General features: G+C 34.9%; 12 protein-coding genes. 11 read left to right on the top strand and 1 reads right to left on the bottom strand.

Annotated features, from left to right (window positions below):
* The first annotated feature begins 2 nt into the window (after positions 1 to 2).
* The 7 genes from fahA (at position 3) to DDD_RS11175 (ending at position 8754) form a co-directional block, all read left to right on the top strand.
* Positions 3 to 1292: a fumarylacetoacetase gene (gene fahA, locus DDD_RS11145; protein WP_015362958.1), complete on the top strand. Its 1290-nt coding sequence runs from the start codon at positions 3 to 5 to the stop codon at positions 1290 to 1292.
* 1 nt (position 1293) lies between these two features.
* A complete protein-coding gene (locus DDD_RS11150; RefSeq protein ID WP_015362959.1) occupies positions 1294 to 2478 on the top strand; it encodes a hypothetical protein in 1185 nt (394 codons plus the stop codon).
* Between the two features lie 124 nt (positions 2479 to 2602).
* Positions 2603 to 4192 (top strand): bacillithiol biosynthesis cysteine-adding enzyme BshC, encoded by a 1590-nt coding sequence (gene bshC / locus DDD_RS11155; RefSeq protein ID WP_015362961.1) that lies wholly within the window; start codon positions 2603 to 2605, stop codon positions 4190 to 4192.
* 101 nt (positions 4193 to 4293) lie between these two features.
* Complete coding sequence (gene guaA, locus DDD_RS11160; RefSeq protein WP_015362962.1) at positions 4294 to 5826, top strand: glutamine-hydrolyzing GMP synthase; 1533 nt, start codon at positions 4294 to 4296, stop codon at positions 5824 to 5826.
* Between the two features lie 7 nt (positions 5827 to 5833).
* A complete protein-coding gene (locus DDD_RS11165; protein ID WP_111474731.1) occupies positions 5834 to 7813 on the top strand; it encodes an ABC transporter substrate-binding protein in 1980 nt (659 codons plus the stop codon).
* Positions 7810 to 8211: an OsmC family protein gene (locus tag DDD_RS11170; protein WP_015362964.1), complete on the top strand. Its 402-nt coding sequence runs from the start codon at positions 7810 to 7812 to the stop codon at positions 8209 to 8211. The genes DDD_RS11165 and DDD_RS11170 overlap by 4 nt, the downstream gene beginning before the upstream one ends.
* Positions 8212 to 8754: a DUF922 domain-containing protein gene (locus tag DDD_RS11175; protein WP_015362965.1), complete on the top strand. Its 543-nt coding sequence runs from the start codon at positions 8212 to 8214 to the stop codon at positions 8752 to 8754.
* On the opposite strand, the gene DDD_RS11180 is transcribed toward DDD_RS11175, so the two are convergent.
* Entirely contained in the window at positions 8751 to 9266 is a 516-nt protein-coding gene (locus tag DDD_RS11180) for a hypothetical protein (RefSeq protein WP_015362966.1), read from the bottom strand. The two genes, DDD_RS11175 and DDD_RS11180, sit on opposite strands and share 4 nt — an antisense overlap.
* Before the next feature lie 206 nt (positions 9267 to 9472).
* Between DDD_RS11180 and DDD_RS11185 the strand changes: the two genes are divergently transcribed.
* From DDD_RS11185 to DDD_RS11200, 4 genes are all read left to right on the top strand, one after another.
* Positions 9473 to 12172, top strand: a complete 2700-nt coding sequence (locus tag DDD_RS11185) for a T9SS type A sorting domain-containing protein (RefSeq protein WP_158441687.1) — start codon at positions 9473 to 9475, stop codon at positions 12170 to 12172.
* Positions 12173 to 12365: 193 nt separating this feature from the next.
* Positions 12366 to 13979, top strand: coding sequence for a CTP synthase (locus DDD_RS11190; protein ID WP_015362968.1), 1614 nt, complete (start codon positions 12366 to 12368; stop codon positions 13977 to 13979).
* Between the two features lie 115 nt (positions 13980 to 14094).
* Positions 14095 to 15918 carry a membrane protein insertase YidC gene (gene yidC / locus DDD_RS11195; RefSeq protein ID WP_015362969.1) on the top strand — a complete coding sequence of 608 codons (1824 nt, stop codon included), beginning with the start codon at positions 14095 to 14097 and terminating at the stop codon, positions 15916 to 15918.
* A 163-nt stretch (positions 15919 to 16081) separates the two neighbouring features.
* The gene (locus DDD_RS11200; RefSeq protein ID WP_015362970.1) at positions 16082 to 17014 is read left to right on the top strand and encodes a gamma-carotene hydroxylase; all 933 of its coding nucleotides are present in this window, start codon (positions 16082 to 16084) and stop codon (positions 17012 to 17014) included.
* Positions 17015 to 17221: the final 207 nt, after the last annotated feature.

Genomic DNA, 17221 nt, shown 5'->3' on the forward strand with positions numbered 1-17221 from the left:
ACATGCCTAATAAAACAAACGACCCTAAAAGAAATTCATGGATAGGATACAATAGAGATACTCATTTCCCTATTCAAAACATTCCATTCGGTGTTTTCCTTACCAGAGACAATGTTATAACTATAGGTACACGAATTGGAGACTATGCGATTGACTTAGGAGCCCTTCAAGAAATGGGCTACTTTAGTTCAGTTCCGTTAACGGATGATATGTTCATGCAAGACACTTTAAATGATTTCATTTCAGATGGTAAAAAGACATGGAAATTAGTTCGAAATAGAATTGGAGATATTTTTGATAAAGAAAATCCAGAATTAAGGGACAATAAAGAGCATAGAGATCGTATCATTTTTGCGATGGATGAAGTAGAGATGCAATTACCAGTATTAATAGGTGACTATACCGATTTTTATAGTAGCAAGGAGCACGCTACCAATGTAGGTACGATGTTTAGAGATCCAGAAAATGCTTTACTTCCTAACTGGCTACACATGCCAGTAGCTTATCATGGTAGATCTAGTTCAATAATTCCGTCGGATATACCTATTCATCGTCCACAAGGTCAGACTTTTCCAGCAAATGCTGATCAACCTACCTTCGGTCCATCAAAGCTTGTTGATTTTGAATTAGAAATGGGATTTATTACAACAGACGCAAATAATTTAGGACAACCTATTCCTGTAGACGAAGCAGAAAAATACATCTTTGGAATGGTAATGCTTAATGACTGGAGCGCTAGAGATATTCAGAAATGGGAATATGTACCTTTAGGACCGTTTTTAGCAAAAAACTTTGCTAGTTCCATCTCACCTTGGATTGTTACTTTAGACGCCTTAGAACCATTTAGAACAGAAAGTCCTAAAAGAGAAAAACCAGTTTTTGATTATTTAGATTCAAGTAAGAACTCTAGTTTTGATATCAATTTAGAGGTTGATATTACACCACAGCAAGGCCGACCTACTACAGTATGTAAATCAAATTTCAAGCATTTATATTGGAATATATCACAACAGCTAGCGCATCACACAGTTAACGGTTGTCCTGTTAATAGTGGTGATTTAATGGGAAGTGGTACTATTTCCGGTCCTACACCAGATTCTTACGGTTCTATGTTAGAATTGAGCTGGCGAGGTGAAAAGCCTGTAAAATTAAATGATGGTACTGAGCGCAAGTTTATAGAAGACTACGATACGGTAACCATGAGAGGTTACTGTCATAAAGGCGATTTAAGAATTGGATTTGGAGAAGTTTCAACCAAACTTCTTCCTTTTTACAAGCCTAAAAGCAAGTAGAATGAAACAAATTATTTTTGTTTTCCTTACCGCATTATTAATTGTTTCGTGTAGTGGAGTTAAAGAAACTCAAACGGCTATCAATCAAGGCGATTATGATAATGCTATAAAAATCGCAGTTGATAAGTTGGTTGATGGTAAAGATTTAAAACGAAATCAAGAGTATATTCCATTACTTGAGCAAGCTTATAGAAAAGCAAATGAGCAAGATAAGTTACTTATTAAAAGATGGAGTATTGATCCTAATCCTGCAGTTTTAGAACCTATCTATGAGACGTATTTAAGATTAGATCGTAGACAGAATTTAATAAAACCTTTACTACCACTTAGAGAAAAAGGAAAAAGCAAAAATGCACAATTTGAATTTGCAGAGTACGACGTACAAATCTTAGACTCTCGTACGGCGTTAAGCGATCATTTACTAAATAACTCTTCATCTGCTTTGAGAGATGCAAACACAATTGAATCTAGACAGATTTATAAGGATCTCGTTTATCTAGATAGAATCAATCCTAATTTTAAGAATACTCGTGCTCTTATACAAACTGCATTAGAACAAGGTACACACTTTATATTAGTAAGTTTACAAAATGAGTCTGAAGTGATACTTCCAGAAAAACTAGAAGATGAATTATTGAATTTTTCTACTTATGGTATAAACAATAAATGGACCCAGTATCACAACAATACCGTAGATAATCTAGATTATGATTATGAACTAGATGTAATTGTTTCAAATATATCAGTTTCTCCTGAGCAAGTTTTGCTCAAGGAATTAGTTAAAGAAAAAGAAATCAAAGATGGCTTTATCTATGAGTACGATGCAAACGGTAATGTTAAGAAAGATAGCTTAGGTAACGATATTAAGAAAGATAAATTGATAACTATTAAGGCAACGGTACTTCAAAATACTCAACTTAAAGAGTCAAAAGTAAACGCTGTTGTTCAGTTAAAAGATAAAAGAACACTTCAAGTTGTCGATCGTTTTCCTGTGAACAGCAATTTTGTTTTCACCTATTTATATGGTTCGGTTTATGGAGATAGAAGAGCGCTAGATGCTAACTATATCGAGACGCTTAATCCACAAGCCATACCTTTTCCTACAGATGAGCAAATGGTATATGAAACTGGAGAAGACCTTAAACTCAAAATAAAACAGATCTTAATGAGGATCAATTATGATTGATGGTATACCGCTTTCGCGAAAGCGAGATCGACACAAGAATCTCCATTATTTTCATTATTTATCTTAGGAAATACTTCACAGTTCAAATCTTATCTTTGATCTCATTTCAAAATTAAAAGATGCAATGCAGCAACCTTATCAATCTATAAGACATTTTTCTGATTTAATGTCTGATTTTCTAGATGAAAAGGAACATCTCAAGCCGTTGTATCATAGGTTTCCTCATTCTAAAAATTTTGAAGATCAAATAGTTGAGAAGAAGACAGAATGGAAAGACGCTCAAAATAAGCGTGATGTACTCTCCAAAGTTTTAGAGAAGCAATATCAAACCATAGAAGATAAAAAGCTAAGTTTTGAGAACATAAAACTTTTACAAGACCCCAACACCTTTACCATAACAACTGGACACCAGCTTAATTTGTTCACTGGGCCGCTTTACTTTTTGTATAAAATTATTTCCACAATTAATTTATGTAAGAAGTTGAAACAACTGCATCCTACTTGCAACTTCGTGCCTATTTACTGGATGGCGACGGAAGACCATGATTTTGAAGAAATTCAATTTTTTAATTATGCTGATAAGAAAGTAGTTTATAATAGAGAGGCAACAGGCGGAGTAGGAAGACTTTCTACCCAAGGATTAGACGATGTACTATCAGTATTTAAGAATATTCTAGGTAAACATGATAACGCTTTAGAAGTCATCCGTTTATTTAAAAAAGGCTATTTAGAAAATGAAAACCTAGCAGATGCCACTAGAGCTATCGCACATGAACTTTTTAAAAATGATGGTTTAGTTGTTTTAGATGCTGATGATGCATCTTTGAAATCAATTGCTACACCTTACTTTAAAGACGAATTGATTTCACAGGCAAGTTTTCATGCCGTTAAGAATACACTAGAAGAATGGCCGGAGCAATATAAAATACAAGTGAATCCTCGAGAGATCAACTTGTTTTATTTAACAGATGATTACCGCAAGCGTATCATTGAAAAAGACGGAACCTATTTAATTGATGAAACAGAATTAAGTTTTTCTAAAGATGAAATCCTAGAAGAACTTAAAAAGCATCCCGAAAGATTCTCACCTAATGTGATCATGAGACCGCTTTATCAGGAAATCATACTTCCTAATTTATGCTATATAGGTGGTGGTGGTGAAATGGCCTACTGGCTGGAGTTAAAGAATTATTTTGACTCTCAAAAAGTTACATTTCCTATCCTTTTATTACGCAACTCTGCTTTACTAGCAACTTCAAAGCAATTACAGAAAGTAGAAAAGTTGGGACTTTCTATTTGGGATTTATTTCAATTAGATCATGAACTTACCACGCAGCTTACGCATCAAATAAGCGATATTAAAATAGACTTCACTCCTCAAAAATTACATTTAAAAAAACAGTTTGCAGAGCTTCATGAATTAGCTCTTAAAACAGATCCTTCATTTGAAAATGCCGTTAGTGCACAAGAACGCAAACAAATAAAAGGTTTAGAGAAACTAGAAAAAAGGCTTTTAAAGGCACAAAAGCGTAAACTTAAACATCATTTAGATCGAGCCTTGTTGCTTAAAAAAGAGCTCTTTCCTAATGACAGCCTACAAGAACGACAGACTAATTTTTCTTATTTCTATCAAGAATATGGTACAGAATTTATAGAGATCATAAAGGAAAGTTTAGATCCACTCGATCTGAGATTTACGGTGATTGAATTGTAGTAGCAATAAATCACCTTTTGTTTCAAAAAGTGTCTTGAAAACAAGTTAACAAATCTGTGTAATCTCAAGGAACTTTAGTTTTTAAAAAAGTAAATTTGCTCATGCAACACGACAAGATATTAATATTAGATTTTGGATCGCAATACACACAGCTTATTGCGCGTAGAGTTAGAGAGTTAAACATCTATTCTGAAATTCATCCTTTTAACAAAGTACCAGCTAACCTAGATTCGTACAAAGCAATTATCCTTTCAGGAAGCCCGATGTCGGTCAGGTCAGAAGCAGCTTTTCATATAGATTTACAAGAAATACGTGGTAAAAAACCTTTATTAGGTGTTTGCTATGGCGCTCAATATTTAGCGCATTTTCATGGAGGTGAAGTAGGTGCATCTAGTACAAGAGAGTATGGTCGTGCCAATTTATCTTTTATAAAAGAAGACCTTTTTCTAGAAGGAATTGAGGTAGGTAGTCAGGTATGGATGAGCCATAGTGATACCATAAAAAAGTTACCTTCTAACAGTACTTTATTGGCAAGTACTAATGACGTTCCTAATGTTGCCTACAAAATAGAAGGAGAGCAAACTTATGCAATTCAATTTCATCCAGAAGTATACCACTCAACAGATGGTAAAAAACTTTTAGAAAATTTCCTTATAAAAATTGCAAAAGTTACTCCAGACTGGACTCCAGATAGTTTTGTAGAAGAAACCGTAGAAAAACTTCAAAAACAGATAGGCGGTGACCGAGTAGTTCTAGGACTTTCAGGAGGCGTAGATTCTTCAGTCGCGGCAATGTTATTGCACAAAGCGATAGGAGAGAACCTCTACTGCATATTTGTAAATAATGGTTTACTACGTAAAGATGAATTTACTCAGGTACTCAAACAGTACGAAGGTATGGGCTTAAACGTAAAAGGCGTTGATGCTTCGGCACGGTTTATGGATGCCCTTGCTGGTGAGAGTGATCCAGAATTAAAACGTAAAGCAATAGGCCGTGTTTTTATAGAGGTTTTTGATGATGAAGCTCATGACGTTAAAAATGTGACTTGGCTCGCTCAAGGAACTATTTATCCTGACGTGATTGAAAGCGTAAGTGCAACCGGAGGACCTAGTGCAACAATTAAATCGCATCACAATGTAGGTGGATTGCCAGATTTTATGAAATTGAAAATTGTGGAGCCTTTAAAAGCGTTGTTTAAAGATGAAGTGAGAAGAGTAGGTAAATCAATGGGTATGGCTGCAGAGCTTTTAGGAAGACATCCTTTTCCTGGTCCTGGACTAGCTATTCGTATATTGGGAGATATTACTGCAGAAAAAGTAGCTATTCTCCAGGAAGTAGATGCAGTATTTATTAATAACCTCAAGAAATGGGATTTATATGATAAAGTATGGCAAGCAGGTGCAATTTTACTGCCAGTAAACAGCGTAGGAGTGATGGGAGATGAGCGCACTTATGAAAAGTGTGTCGCGCTTAGAGCGGTAGAAAGCACTGATGGAATGACTGCAGACTGGGTAAACTTGCCTTATGAGTTTTTACAGGCAACCAGTAATGAGATAATAAATAAAGTAAAAGGCGTTAATAGAGTGGTGTATGACATAAGCTCTAAGCCGCCAGCAACCATTGAATGGGAATAATTAGATGATGAGAAATATTATAATAGTAGTATGTATGTGTCTCGCTTTCGCGAAAGCGGAAGCAACAATCCTGCAAAATTATAGGCAGCATACTGTAGCACAAGGAGAAACTATTTATACACTAACTCAAAAGTATAAGGTAACTTCTAAACAATTACTAGAACTTAATCCAGACTTAAGCTCAGGTTTAAGATATGGTCAAGTTTTGTTGATACCGGCACAAAATAAGGTGTTAACTCAGCGTAGAATAAAGAAATACAAAAAGCATCGTGTACGACGCAAGGAAACTTTGTATAGTCTAGCAAAAAAATACGAAATTACTGAGTTAGACATTAAAGAGGCAAATAAAGAATTGTATTCTAATCCTCTGAAGAAAGGAGATCGCATTCAAATTCCTGTTTTTGAAGAAGTAGAACTTACTGTTGTAGAACCTAACAAAGAAGAAGTTCCAGCTATTGAGGTGCCGCTTGAAGATGGCAAGTACAAAGTGAAGCAAGGCGAGGGAATGTACGGTATTGCGACTAAATTTGGGATCAAAGTTTTAGATCTTAAAAAGCTCAATCCTAATATAGGAGATTTAAAACCAGGAATGGTATTGAATGTTCCTAAATCAAATGCTGTACAAAATGAAGGAGAACTCATTGGTCAAGATGGAAACGATACACAAATAGATAATCAAAAATTAATTGAATATACCATTCCTAAGAAAATGGGAATGTACTCGCTTAAAAAATTGACTGGAATCTCAGAAGACTCTTTAATTCAATGGAATCCTAAGTTAAAGGATGGTCTAAAGGAAGGAATGAAAATCATTTATCCTAACCCTAATTATGGAAAAGAGGTCGTTAAGGTTCCAACTAAGGTGAATTCAAACAAAATAGCTTCTTTAGTAGATAGTTTAAACAATTTTGAAAGACAGCGACTTGCGATCATGTTGCCATTTTCACTTCAGAAAATCGATGGAGAAAATACAGATCGAGATAATCTGAAACAAGATCGTGCTATGCGTATAGCGCTAGACTTCTATAGTGGTGTGAAAATAGCAATCGACAGTGCAAATACTATGGGGATACCAGTAGATCATGATATTTTTGATACGCAAAAAAGTCTTCAGGCAACTAAGAATATTCTTGACGCCACTGATTTTGCAGACTACAATACCGTGATAGGACCGCTTATTTCTACAAATGTTGTCGAGACCGCAAAAGAATTGAAATCTTTCAATACTCCGGTGGTTTCTCCACTTACCTCTACAGATGTTAGGCTGTACCGTAACTTATTCCAAGCAAGACCAGAAGAAGAAGTTCTTAAAAATAAACTCAAGGAATACTTAATAGAATATGCAAAAGGTAAGAATGTGATAATTGTTACAGATAATAATAACCAAGAGTTAAAAAATGAATTTACTACCATTTTACCTGCCGCAAATGTCTTAGTCCCAAATGCTAAGAAGAATTATATTTTTAGTATAGAGTATATCAAACAATTGAAGCCAGATGTAGAAAATGTAATTGTTCTTGCAGTAGATAATGTAGGTTTCATTACAGACGCCGTGACAAATTATTCTGCGAAAACAGATACTCATAAAATAACGATGTTCGGTTTAGGAAATTATGAAGAGATGGAACTGTCTAATATAAGACTATCTAAATTAAATTATGTATTTCCCCAAATGTTCAAAGAAAGTGTAGATACGAATTCATTTATTGAAAAGTATTATAGCATACATCAAATCACACCTAATTCTTATGCGACAAGAGGATTTGATATTACACTTGATATCATATTGAGACAGGCAAGCGCTTCTGATTTATATGAGAGCGCTATGAAAAATGGTAAGACAGTGATGACAGAGAATAAATTTGATTATTCTAAAAAGTTTCTAGCAGGCTTCTATAACGATGCCGTTTATCTTTTACAGTATCAAGAAGATTTGAGTATTAAAGAATTAGATATTAACAATCTTAAAGTTGATACAGAAGAATGACCGCAATCGTTGAGTATAAAGGTGATTTAAGGTGCGAGTGTACGCACTTGAAAAGTAGCGACAGTTTTGTAACTGATGCGCCTGTAGATAATAACGGTAAAGGTGAAGCTTTTTCTCCTACTGATACTGTGGCAACGGCACTTGCTAGTTGCATGCTCACTGTCATGGGAATCAAGGCAAGAGAGATGGAAAAGGAATTGAAAGGTAGTGTTGCTAAGATTGCTAAAATTATGGCCTCAAATCCACGCAGGATTTCTCAAATTGATATTGTACTTGATATGAATGGTCAATGCGACAAAAGGTCTCAATTAATTCTAGAACGAGTTGCAAATACATGTCCTGTCTTAAATAGTTTACATCCAGATATTAAGAAAAACATTGTATTCAACTGGAATTAAATGAAATTGTTTTTTGCTTTTATATTAGTCGTTTTATTATTTGAAGGAGAACCGTCCGAGCGTTTTACCTATCAAGAACGACCAGTTTTAAGTTGGGAAGACTTCAAAGGAGTACCACCTAAAAATGCGATTTACCGTGCTAGTGTTAATAGTAGTTTAGGATATACGTTTACTAGTGAAAGTACAAATGGTAAATTATCGGTTTCAGTTGTTGTAGAGAGTTACTTTTATCCTCAATTAAGCTGGAAGAAAAACCAAAACGAAAATAATGAGGCTCTTTTAAAACATGAGCAATTGCATTGGGATATTAGTGAGTTATACGCTCGTAAATTGAGAGCAGCATACCAAAATTACGTACCGCAAAAGAATCCTAAAAAGGAAGTGGATTTCATTTTCAGAAAATTTGAGAAAGAACGTCAAGTTACTCAAAAATCTTATGATCGAGAAACTCGACATGGAACTATCAAAGACGCTCAATCTCAATGGGAGATAAAAATAATGGAAGAGCTTTTTAAAACGAGTGAGTATACTAGCAAAGACTAGAAATTAAACGACGCGTTTACTACAGTTATAACTTGCGGGACTTCATTTACTTTAAATACAAGAGAAACATCATAACCATGATCTGTTTTAAGTAAATTGAGATCGCCTTTGTTTATTTGGTAGAAGCCTGTTGCGCCTCTACAGTAACATAATCTTCCATATAGCACTCCAGCTTCCTTCAGTGATTCATCTTTTAGAGATAAACTTTTGATGCTTTTATCAATTTGAATGTAGATGATTTCGGTGTAAAAATCATCAGCTAATTTTATTTCTTGATTTCTGTTGTATTCAAATTTTAAGGTCCGTATTCCTTCTTTTTTCTCTAATGACTGATAACTATATCCATACTCGTCTACCTTAACAATGACTTGAGTATCCTCAATAATTGTAGTAATGCAGCTTCCATCATCAGGGCAATTGGTTTGATTTTGATTAGTTTTTGTAATCTCATTCTTAGTAGTACAAGAACTTATCAATAGGACTAAAAAAAAGATGTAAAAAGGTTTTCTCATTGATTTTTCATTCTATTTGATTTTTTTCAGTCCGCTTTCGCGAAAGCGAGATATCTTTTAACTTTAAGAATATCAAAAACTTTCATCAAGATAATTGTTTTAAATTAAGTTATACTTATCTGAATAAAACAATTTTGTGATGAATTTCTATTATTATTGTTGATCAAATTTTATTTATAATGATCCAATATTACAAATTCCTGGCAGTGGCATTTTTTCTATGCACTTGTTTTATAATGCCTATTACTGCTCAAAATAGTAAATCTTCATGGAGTCCTGTGAATATTTCCCAATTACAAAATGATGCAAAATGGTCTAGAAAAACGGAGCCTACTGTAGCTTCTTATTATCAATTAGATCTTACTACACTTAAGAATAAACTTTCAAATGCTCCGCAAAGAGGAGCGTCTAATTTACCTTCAGGCGTATTAATCGATTATCCTACCTCAAACGGAATTCAAACCTTTAGAATAAAAGAGGCTAGTGTCATGGCTCCTGAATTACAAGCTAGATATTCAGAAACAAGATCTTATGTGGGAGAAAGTGTGAATGACTCTTCAAATCAAATACGTTTTTCTATTACATCTCAAGGGTTTCATGGTATGATGTTTTCGCCGCAATTGGGAACTCAATTTGTAGATTCTTATACACAAGACAATAATGCTGTGGTTGTTTATAAAAAATCTGATCTAATTGATTACGGAGATAGATGGGAATGTCATGTAGATGAAGAATTTAACACGAGCCAAAGAAATGCATTGAGTCAAACACCTTATCAAATTAATAATGCAAACGACGGAGTTCTACGAGATTTTAGATTGGCAATTTCTACAACTGTAGAATATTCTAGTTTTCACTGGATGCGAGCGGGAATACAACCTAGCGCTCCAGATCTCATTAAAAAAATGGCAGTAATGGACGCTATGGTGGTTACTATGACCAGAAATAATTTTATATATGAGCGTGATTTAAGTATAACGATGACATTTGTTCCTAACAACGATTTGCTTATATCTATTGGCACAGATAATTTTTCTAATAACAGCGCTGGTGCAATTCTAGGTGAGAATCAAAATGCAATAGACTCTATAATTGGTTTTGGGAATTATGACATAGGTCATATATTCTCTACTGGTGGTGGTGGTCTTGCCTCATTAGCTTCTCCATGTACTAATAGAAAAGCGCAAGGTGTAACAGGAAGAGGAGCTCCGGTAGGTGATCCTTTTGATGTAGACTTTGTAGCACACGAGATAGGACATCAAATGGGTGCGCCACATACTTTTAATGGAAATGCAGCAAATTGTGCTGGTGGAAACAGGTCTGCAAATAATGCTTATGAGCCTGCAAGTGGAACAACTATAATGGCTTATGCTGGAATTTGTCCTCCACAAAATATTCAAAATAATAGTGACGCTTATTTTCATCAAACAAGTTTAGAAAGCATATTTAATAATGTGTCAAGTGGTTTGAGCACTTGTGCACAGCAAATTCCTACTGGAAATAGCGCACCTGTTGCAAACGCAGGGCCTAATTATACCATTCCTACTGGAACTCCATATAGATTAGAAGGTAGTTCTACAGATGCAGATGGTATCGTTTCACATACTTACACATGGGAGCAATTTGACTTGGGTCCATCAGGATTACCTCAAAGTAATAATTTGGACGGTCCTTTAGTTAGGTCTTTTGAAGGAACTGATAATCCTAATAGAATTATCCCAAGATTACCAGGGATAGTTGCAAATGGTGGTTTCTCCGCTCAATGGGAAAAATTGCCCGAAGTGGCTAGACAAATTAATTATAGACTCACTGTTAGAGACAATGATTCACGAGGTGGACAAACCTCTGTAGATCAAATGACAATTCAGGTAGATAATAATGCTGGTCCCTTTAGAGTTACTTCTCAAAGTAATAGTGGAATAGTTTGGTTACCTAATACCACAGAGACAATAACGTGGGATGTTTCAGGAACAGACTCAAACTCCGTAAACACAAGTAGTGTTAACATACTTCTCTCCACAGACGCAGGAGTGACTTTTGATACCGTACTAGCTTCTGGAGTGCCTAATAATGGTAGTTACGATTTACTTGTTCCAGGTGGAATTGTAGCAACTAATTGTAGAATTATGGTTGAAGGTGCAGGAAATATTTTCTTTGCTATTAATCAAAGTGATTTTAATATTAATGCAAGTGTTCAAATTAATTGTACAACGTATCAATCTGGAGCATTAAACATAGCTATTCCAGATAACGATAGAGTAGGAATCTCTAGTATAATCAATGTTCCTACCACCGATGATGTCGATAGCATTAAATTAGGAGTAGATATTTCACATAATTATATACAAGATATGATCATTCGTATTTCAGATCCTTCTTCTAACAATGTAGCTCTCGCGTGGAATAGAGAATGTGCTAATCAAAATGATTTGATGGCTACGTTTGAAGATGGTGCTGGCCCAGTTTTGTGTCGACAGCCTACAGTAGGAACTTTTGACCCTTCATCAACCTTCAGTGTTTTTGAGAACTTGCCATCAAATGGTGACTGGACATTAACTATTTCGGACAATGCAGATACTGATGCAGGAACATTGAATAGCTGGACTTTAGAGGTTTGTGTTAAGACAATTACACCACTTAGTAATGAAGATTTTCAATTAGAAAATCTATCTATCTATCCAAATCCAAATAATGGAACCTTCAATATTCTTTTTGATAATGCGATAAGTGATCTTGTACAGGTAGATGTTTATGATTTGAGCGGGAGATCTGTATTCACAAATGAGTATGAAACGTCGTCCACTTTTAATGAAAGTATTAATTTAACTGGCGTCACAGCTGGAATGTATCTTGTTAAAATAACCGATGGAGATCGTGTGGTTACTGATAAGATTATCATCAAATAGATGTTTTTAAGATAATTAAGCAACGTATTTTTCAATCGCTCATTCTAGAGAAAAAGAAAATAATTCACAAAAGCCGACAAAATCTGTCGGCTTTTGTCAGTTTATAGATTACCATTTCCATAAGAAAGTTCTCGTTTCTCTTATTCAAAATACCTACTTTTGCAGCTGTTTAAAAAATGCTTAAAATCTAATTATGGCAAATGCTAAGTACATATTTGTAACAGGTGGTGTAACCTCTTCCTTAGGAAAAGGAATCATCGCAGCATCTCTTGCAAAATTACTGCAAGCCAGAGGATTAAGAGTAACGATCCAAAAGCTAGATCCATACATTAACGTAGATCCAGGAACACTTAATCCTTACGAGCATGGAGAATGTTATGTCACAGAAGATGGAGCAGAAACTGATCTTGATTTAGGACATTACGAGCGCTTTTTAAATGTAAACACTTCTCAAGCAAATAATGTCACCACAGGAAGAATATACCAAAGCGTTATCAATAAAGAGCGACGTGGTGAGTTTTTAGGTAAGACGGTTCAAGTTATTCCTCATATCACTGATGAAATCAAGGAGCGAATTCAAATTCTTGGGAAATCAGGTGATTATGATGTGATTATTACCGAGATAGGTGGAACCGTAGGTGATATAGAGTCGTTACCTTACATTGAAAGTGTGAGACAACTTCAATGGGAATTAGGAGAACACAATTCACTAGTTATTCATTTGACATTAATTCCATATTTAAGCGCTGCAGGAGAATTAAAAACTAAACCTACCCAACATAGTGTAAAAACCTTAATGGAAAGTGGAGTACAGGCAGATATTCTTGTATGTCGTACAGAGCACGAACTTTCTGATGAGATACGTATAAAATTAGCGCGTTTTTGTAACGTGAAACAGGAAGCTGTTATCCAGTCTATAGACGTAGAAACGATTTACGATGTTCCTAATAAAATGCTTTTAGAAGGTTTAGACCGTGTGGTCATTAAAAATCTTCAAATTAAAACAGAAGAGCATCCAGACCTCAGAAGCTGGAATGAATTTGTGCAAAGACATAAAAACCCTAAAAGTACTGTTACCATCGGTCTAATAGGTAAATATGTAGAACTTCAAGATTCTTATAAATCAATTTTAGAAGCATTTATCCACGCTGGGGCTGCAAATGAAGTTAAAGTCAAGATTGAGTCCATACATAGTGAGTATTTAGAAGTGGAGAATGTACGCAAAAAATTATCACATTTAGATGCTGTACTTGTTGCCCCTGGATTTGGAGAGCGCGGTATCGAAGGGAAGATAGAAGCCGTACGATACGCACGAGAGAATAAATTACCTTTCTTTGGAATTTGTTTAGGAATGCAAATGGCAGTAATTGAATATTCTCGTAACGTTTTAGGGATTGAGGACTCTAACTCTATAGAAATGGACGAGAAAACTTCAAATCCAGTTATTTCATTGATGGAAGATCAAAAGAATATTTTGGACATGGGCGGCACGATGCGTTTAGGAGCTTGGGATTGTAAATTAGTGGAAGGTAAAATAAAGGATATTTATGGAACCGCTATGATAAGTGAGCGTCATAGACACAGGTATGAATACAATAACGATTATAGAGAGCAACTTGAAAATGCTGGTTTGATAACAACGGGAATCAACCCTAAATCAAATCTAGTAGAGACCATAGAGGTAAAAGATCATCCATGGTTCATTGGAGTTCAGTATCATCCAGAGTACAAGAGTACGGTAGCTGTTCCACACCCATTATTTAAATCGTTTGTGAAAGCAGCAGCAGCTTATAAGTTAACCAAATAATATTTAAGAATTTTATAATCAATTCTTTATAGAAAACCATTTGAATATCGCTCAAGGCGAAAGTGAGATAAAATTAGTACCCCAAATTAAATTAACAGCCTGATAGGGCAGCAATATGGAAGAACAAAAAACGGATTGGAAAAGCATGCTAGGACTAGCTCTCATTTTTGGGATAGTAGCATTCATGTTTTTAAGAAATCAAGACGAACCGCAAACCGCTGAAGAAGAAGTTCCAACGACTGAAACAGTTACGCAAACAGCATCTCCTGCTACTACCGCTGCAGTTTCAAACGATTCGATTTCTGCACCGTTGGTCAATACAGGTGAAGAAATTCAATTTAATAACGATTTAGTAGATTTTAAAATCAATACTAAAGGAGCTTATATCAGCGAGGCTTTATTAAAAAAATTCAAAACCTACGATTCCTTACCAGTTTATCTAGTAAAAGGTGGAGACCATAAATTTGACCTGAAATTTATGACCAAAGACGGCCGTACACTTCATACTCAAGATATGATTTTTACTGCTCAAGAGTCCATGAATGGTAATAACAAAGTTTTAAGTCTTAAAGCAAATCCTGCAAGCGGTGCTTCATTAGAGTTTCGTTATGAGATGAAGCCAGAAGACTACATGCTGGATTTCAATATTAGATCTCAAGGTTTATCTCAGGTTGCAAATACCTCAGAAGAGGTAGCTCTTAATTGGGAATTACAAGGCTACCGTCGTTCAAAAGGAATGGATAATGAAAGTCGTTATACTGAAGCAAAATTTGAGTACGATGATGGTAGCGATGATTACACAGGTCAAGGAGAACTTGCTGAAGAAGAAGCAGAAAAAATTACCTACATAGCTTATAAACAGCATTTCTTTTCTTCTATCTTATTAACTGATACTCCATTTAAATCTGGAGTAATTGAAACTTACAACAATTATTCTGCAAATGATGAGCAAACGGTATTGACTAAAAAGTTTATGACTACTGCACAACTAGAGTATTCTGGTGGGGAATTAGTTTATAATATGGACTGGTATTTTGGTCCTACAGATTATGAAATTCTAGATGGATATGACCGCAATTTAGATGAGGTTGTAGATTTAGGCTGGGGAATTTTCGGTGTTATTAATGAATGGGCGATCCGTCCATTGTTTACGCTTTTAAGTCATCCTGTTAAAGGAGCTGGTATTCCTTATGGTATTGCAATTATCTTATTGACTGTTTGTGTAAGACTAGTGTTGTCTCCAGTATTGTATAAGAGTTATTTGACTCAGGCCAAAATGAAAATACTGCGTCCAGAGATCAATAAAATTGCAGAGAAGTACAAGGATAATGCAATGAAAAAGCAGCAAGAGACCATGAAGGTACAAAGCGAGGCTGGAGCAAGTCCTTTGAGTGGTTGTTTGCCAGCGTTACTTCAAATGCCTGTGTTCTTTGCACTCTTTAAATTCTTCCCGACAGCGTTTGAATTAAGACAAAAAAGCTTCCTTTGGGCAGACGATTTATCAAGTTATGATGAGATCATAAGTTTACCATTTAAGATCCCATTTTATGGAGACCATGTGAGTTTATTCCCAATATTAGCATCGATTTCTATTTTCTTTTACATGCAAATGACTACAGGACAGAATATGCAAGCCAGCCAGCAACCTGGAATGCCTAACATGAAATTTATCATGTACCTGTCTCCATTGTTTATGCTTGTTTTCTTTAATAATTATGCCAGTGGTTTATCATTGTACTACTTTATATCCAACTTAATTACCATTGGTATCATGCTTGTCATCAAGCATGTTATTATTGATAAGGATAAGGTTCTTGCCAAAATTGAAAAAGCTAAAGCAAAACCTAAGAAAAAGAAAGGGAAATTTGCTAGCAAAATGGCAGAGATCATGGAGCAAGCCCAGGCGCAACAAGAAGAACAAAAGAAGAAGAAAAAATAATTTTTTGTTTTTTATATATTTAAATCCTCTGTTATAAAAACGGAGGATTTTTTATTTTGATTGATCCTGGAATCCTTAAAACAAAGCTTACATCAAAAACCATTTCTCAAGAAACTCTTGAATATCTGTAATAGTCATTACATTTGGTATAGAATTTACCTACTTGAAAATTACAGTTCAAAAATACCTTTCAGAGAATGCTGCTGCATGGAATGCCTTCTTAAAAAAGTGTGATCTCAATACTTTTTTGTTTGATCGCAATTTCATGGATTATCATAGTGATCGATTTCAAGATCATAGTTTAATGATCTTTGAAGATGATGCGTTGATAGGCGTTGTTCCTGCTCATGTAAAAGAAGATTCATTTTATAGTCATAGAGGTTTAACTTATGGAATGCCTGTAGCACGTAGAAATAATCAAGCTACGGTATTAGATGCAGTCTTAGATCATTTAAATGTTTCCGCTTTCGCGAAAGCGGAATTTAATCTACTTCCAGATTTTTACAATCAAGATTCTGACGGAATACTACTTTCCAAACTACAAGTTAATGGATTTCAAAAAGAACGAGTGTCCAATTATTTATTTGTTGACTTACAAGAAGAAATAGACTTTTCACCTAAAAAGACTGTAGGTTATCGCAATGGAAAATTTGACGGATTTAGAATACAACGAGATCATGATTTTAAGTCTTTTTGGGAAGAAGTGCTCGTTCCTTCACTTAATGTCAGGCATGATGCTGCACCAGTTCATAATCTTGAAGAAATAGAATTATTAGCTTCTCGTTTTCCTAAAAAAATTATTCAGCATAATTTATATCGCGAGAACAAGCTGCTAGCTGGAATTACATTTTTTATAAAAGGAACTATAATCAAATCTCAATATGCGGCATCTACGGCTTTAGGAATGAAGACTGATGCGGTAGGATATCTTTACATGGAAGCGATGAAAGAATACAAGAAACTAGGTTTTCATTTTATGGACCTAGGACCTGTAAATGAAGATAACGGTTCTATAAATAAAGGGCTGTTGCGTTTTAAAAAACAGTTAGGCGGCAAAATGCAAGAAGTGATGCGACTTGTTAAAACCTATAAATAGAAAAAACCACCGATAATAAGACGCTATCAAACACTTATCACCAGTGGTTATTCAACCAAACTTAACTTTTTCTTTTTCATAATATCTTCAGTTGCTTATCATTAATAAAGGCTAATTCAATAATCTAAACAGTTACTTCTAATCTTATGATGATACAAATTTACGCCTATAGAGAAGTAAGTCATGTTAGGATCCAGTTAAGCACTG

The organism is Nonlabens dokdonensis DSW-6, assembly GCF_000332115.1.
GTDB classification, from domain to species: Bacteria; Bacteroidota; Bacteroidia; order Flavobacteriales; family Flavobacteriaceae; genus Nonlabens; species Nonlabens dokdonensis.

What these genes read in the sequence shown, in the direction of transcription:
- DDD_RS11170 (WP_015362964.1), top strand. Translation starts at nt 7,810, where the DNA reads ATGACCGCAATCGTTGAGTATAAAGGTGATTTAAGGTGCGAGTGTACG.
- DDD_RS11190 (WP_015362968.1), top strand. Translation starts at nt 12,366, where the DNA reads ATGGCAAATGCTAAGTACATATTTGTAACAGGTGGTGTAACCTCTTCC.
- DDD_RS11165 (WP_111474731.1), top strand. Translation starts at nt 5,834, where the DNA reads ATGAGAAATATTATAATAGTAGTATGTATGTGTCTCGCTTTCGCGAAA.
- fahA (WP_015362958.1), top strand. Translation starts at nt 3, where the DNA reads ATGCCTAATAAAACAAACGACCCTAAAAGAAATTCATGGATAGGATAC.
- DDD_RS11175 (WP_015362965.1), top strand. Translation starts at nt 8,212, where the DNA reads ATGAAATTGTTTTTTGCTTTTATATTAGTCGTTTTATTATTTGAAGGA.
- yidC (WP_015362969.1), top strand. Translation starts at nt 14,095, where the DNA reads ATGGAAGAACAAAAAACGGATTGGAAAAGCATGCTAGGACTAGCTCTC.
- DDD_RS11150 (WP_015362959.1), top strand. Translation starts at nt 1,294, where the DNA reads ATGAAACAAATTATTTTTGTTTTCCTTACCGCATTATTAATTGTTTCG.
- DDD_RS11180 (WP_015362966.1), bottom strand. Translation starts at nt 9,266, where the DNA reads ATGAGAAAACCTTTTTACATCTTTTTTTTAGTCCTATTGATAAGTTCT.
- bshC (WP_015362961.1), top strand. Translation starts at nt 2,603, where the DNA reads ATGCAGCAACCTTATCAATCTATAAGACATTTTTCTGATTTAATGTCT.
- guaA (WP_015362962.1), top strand. Translation starts at nt 4,294, where the DNA reads ATGCAACACGACAAGATATTAATATTAGATTTTGGATCGCAATACACA.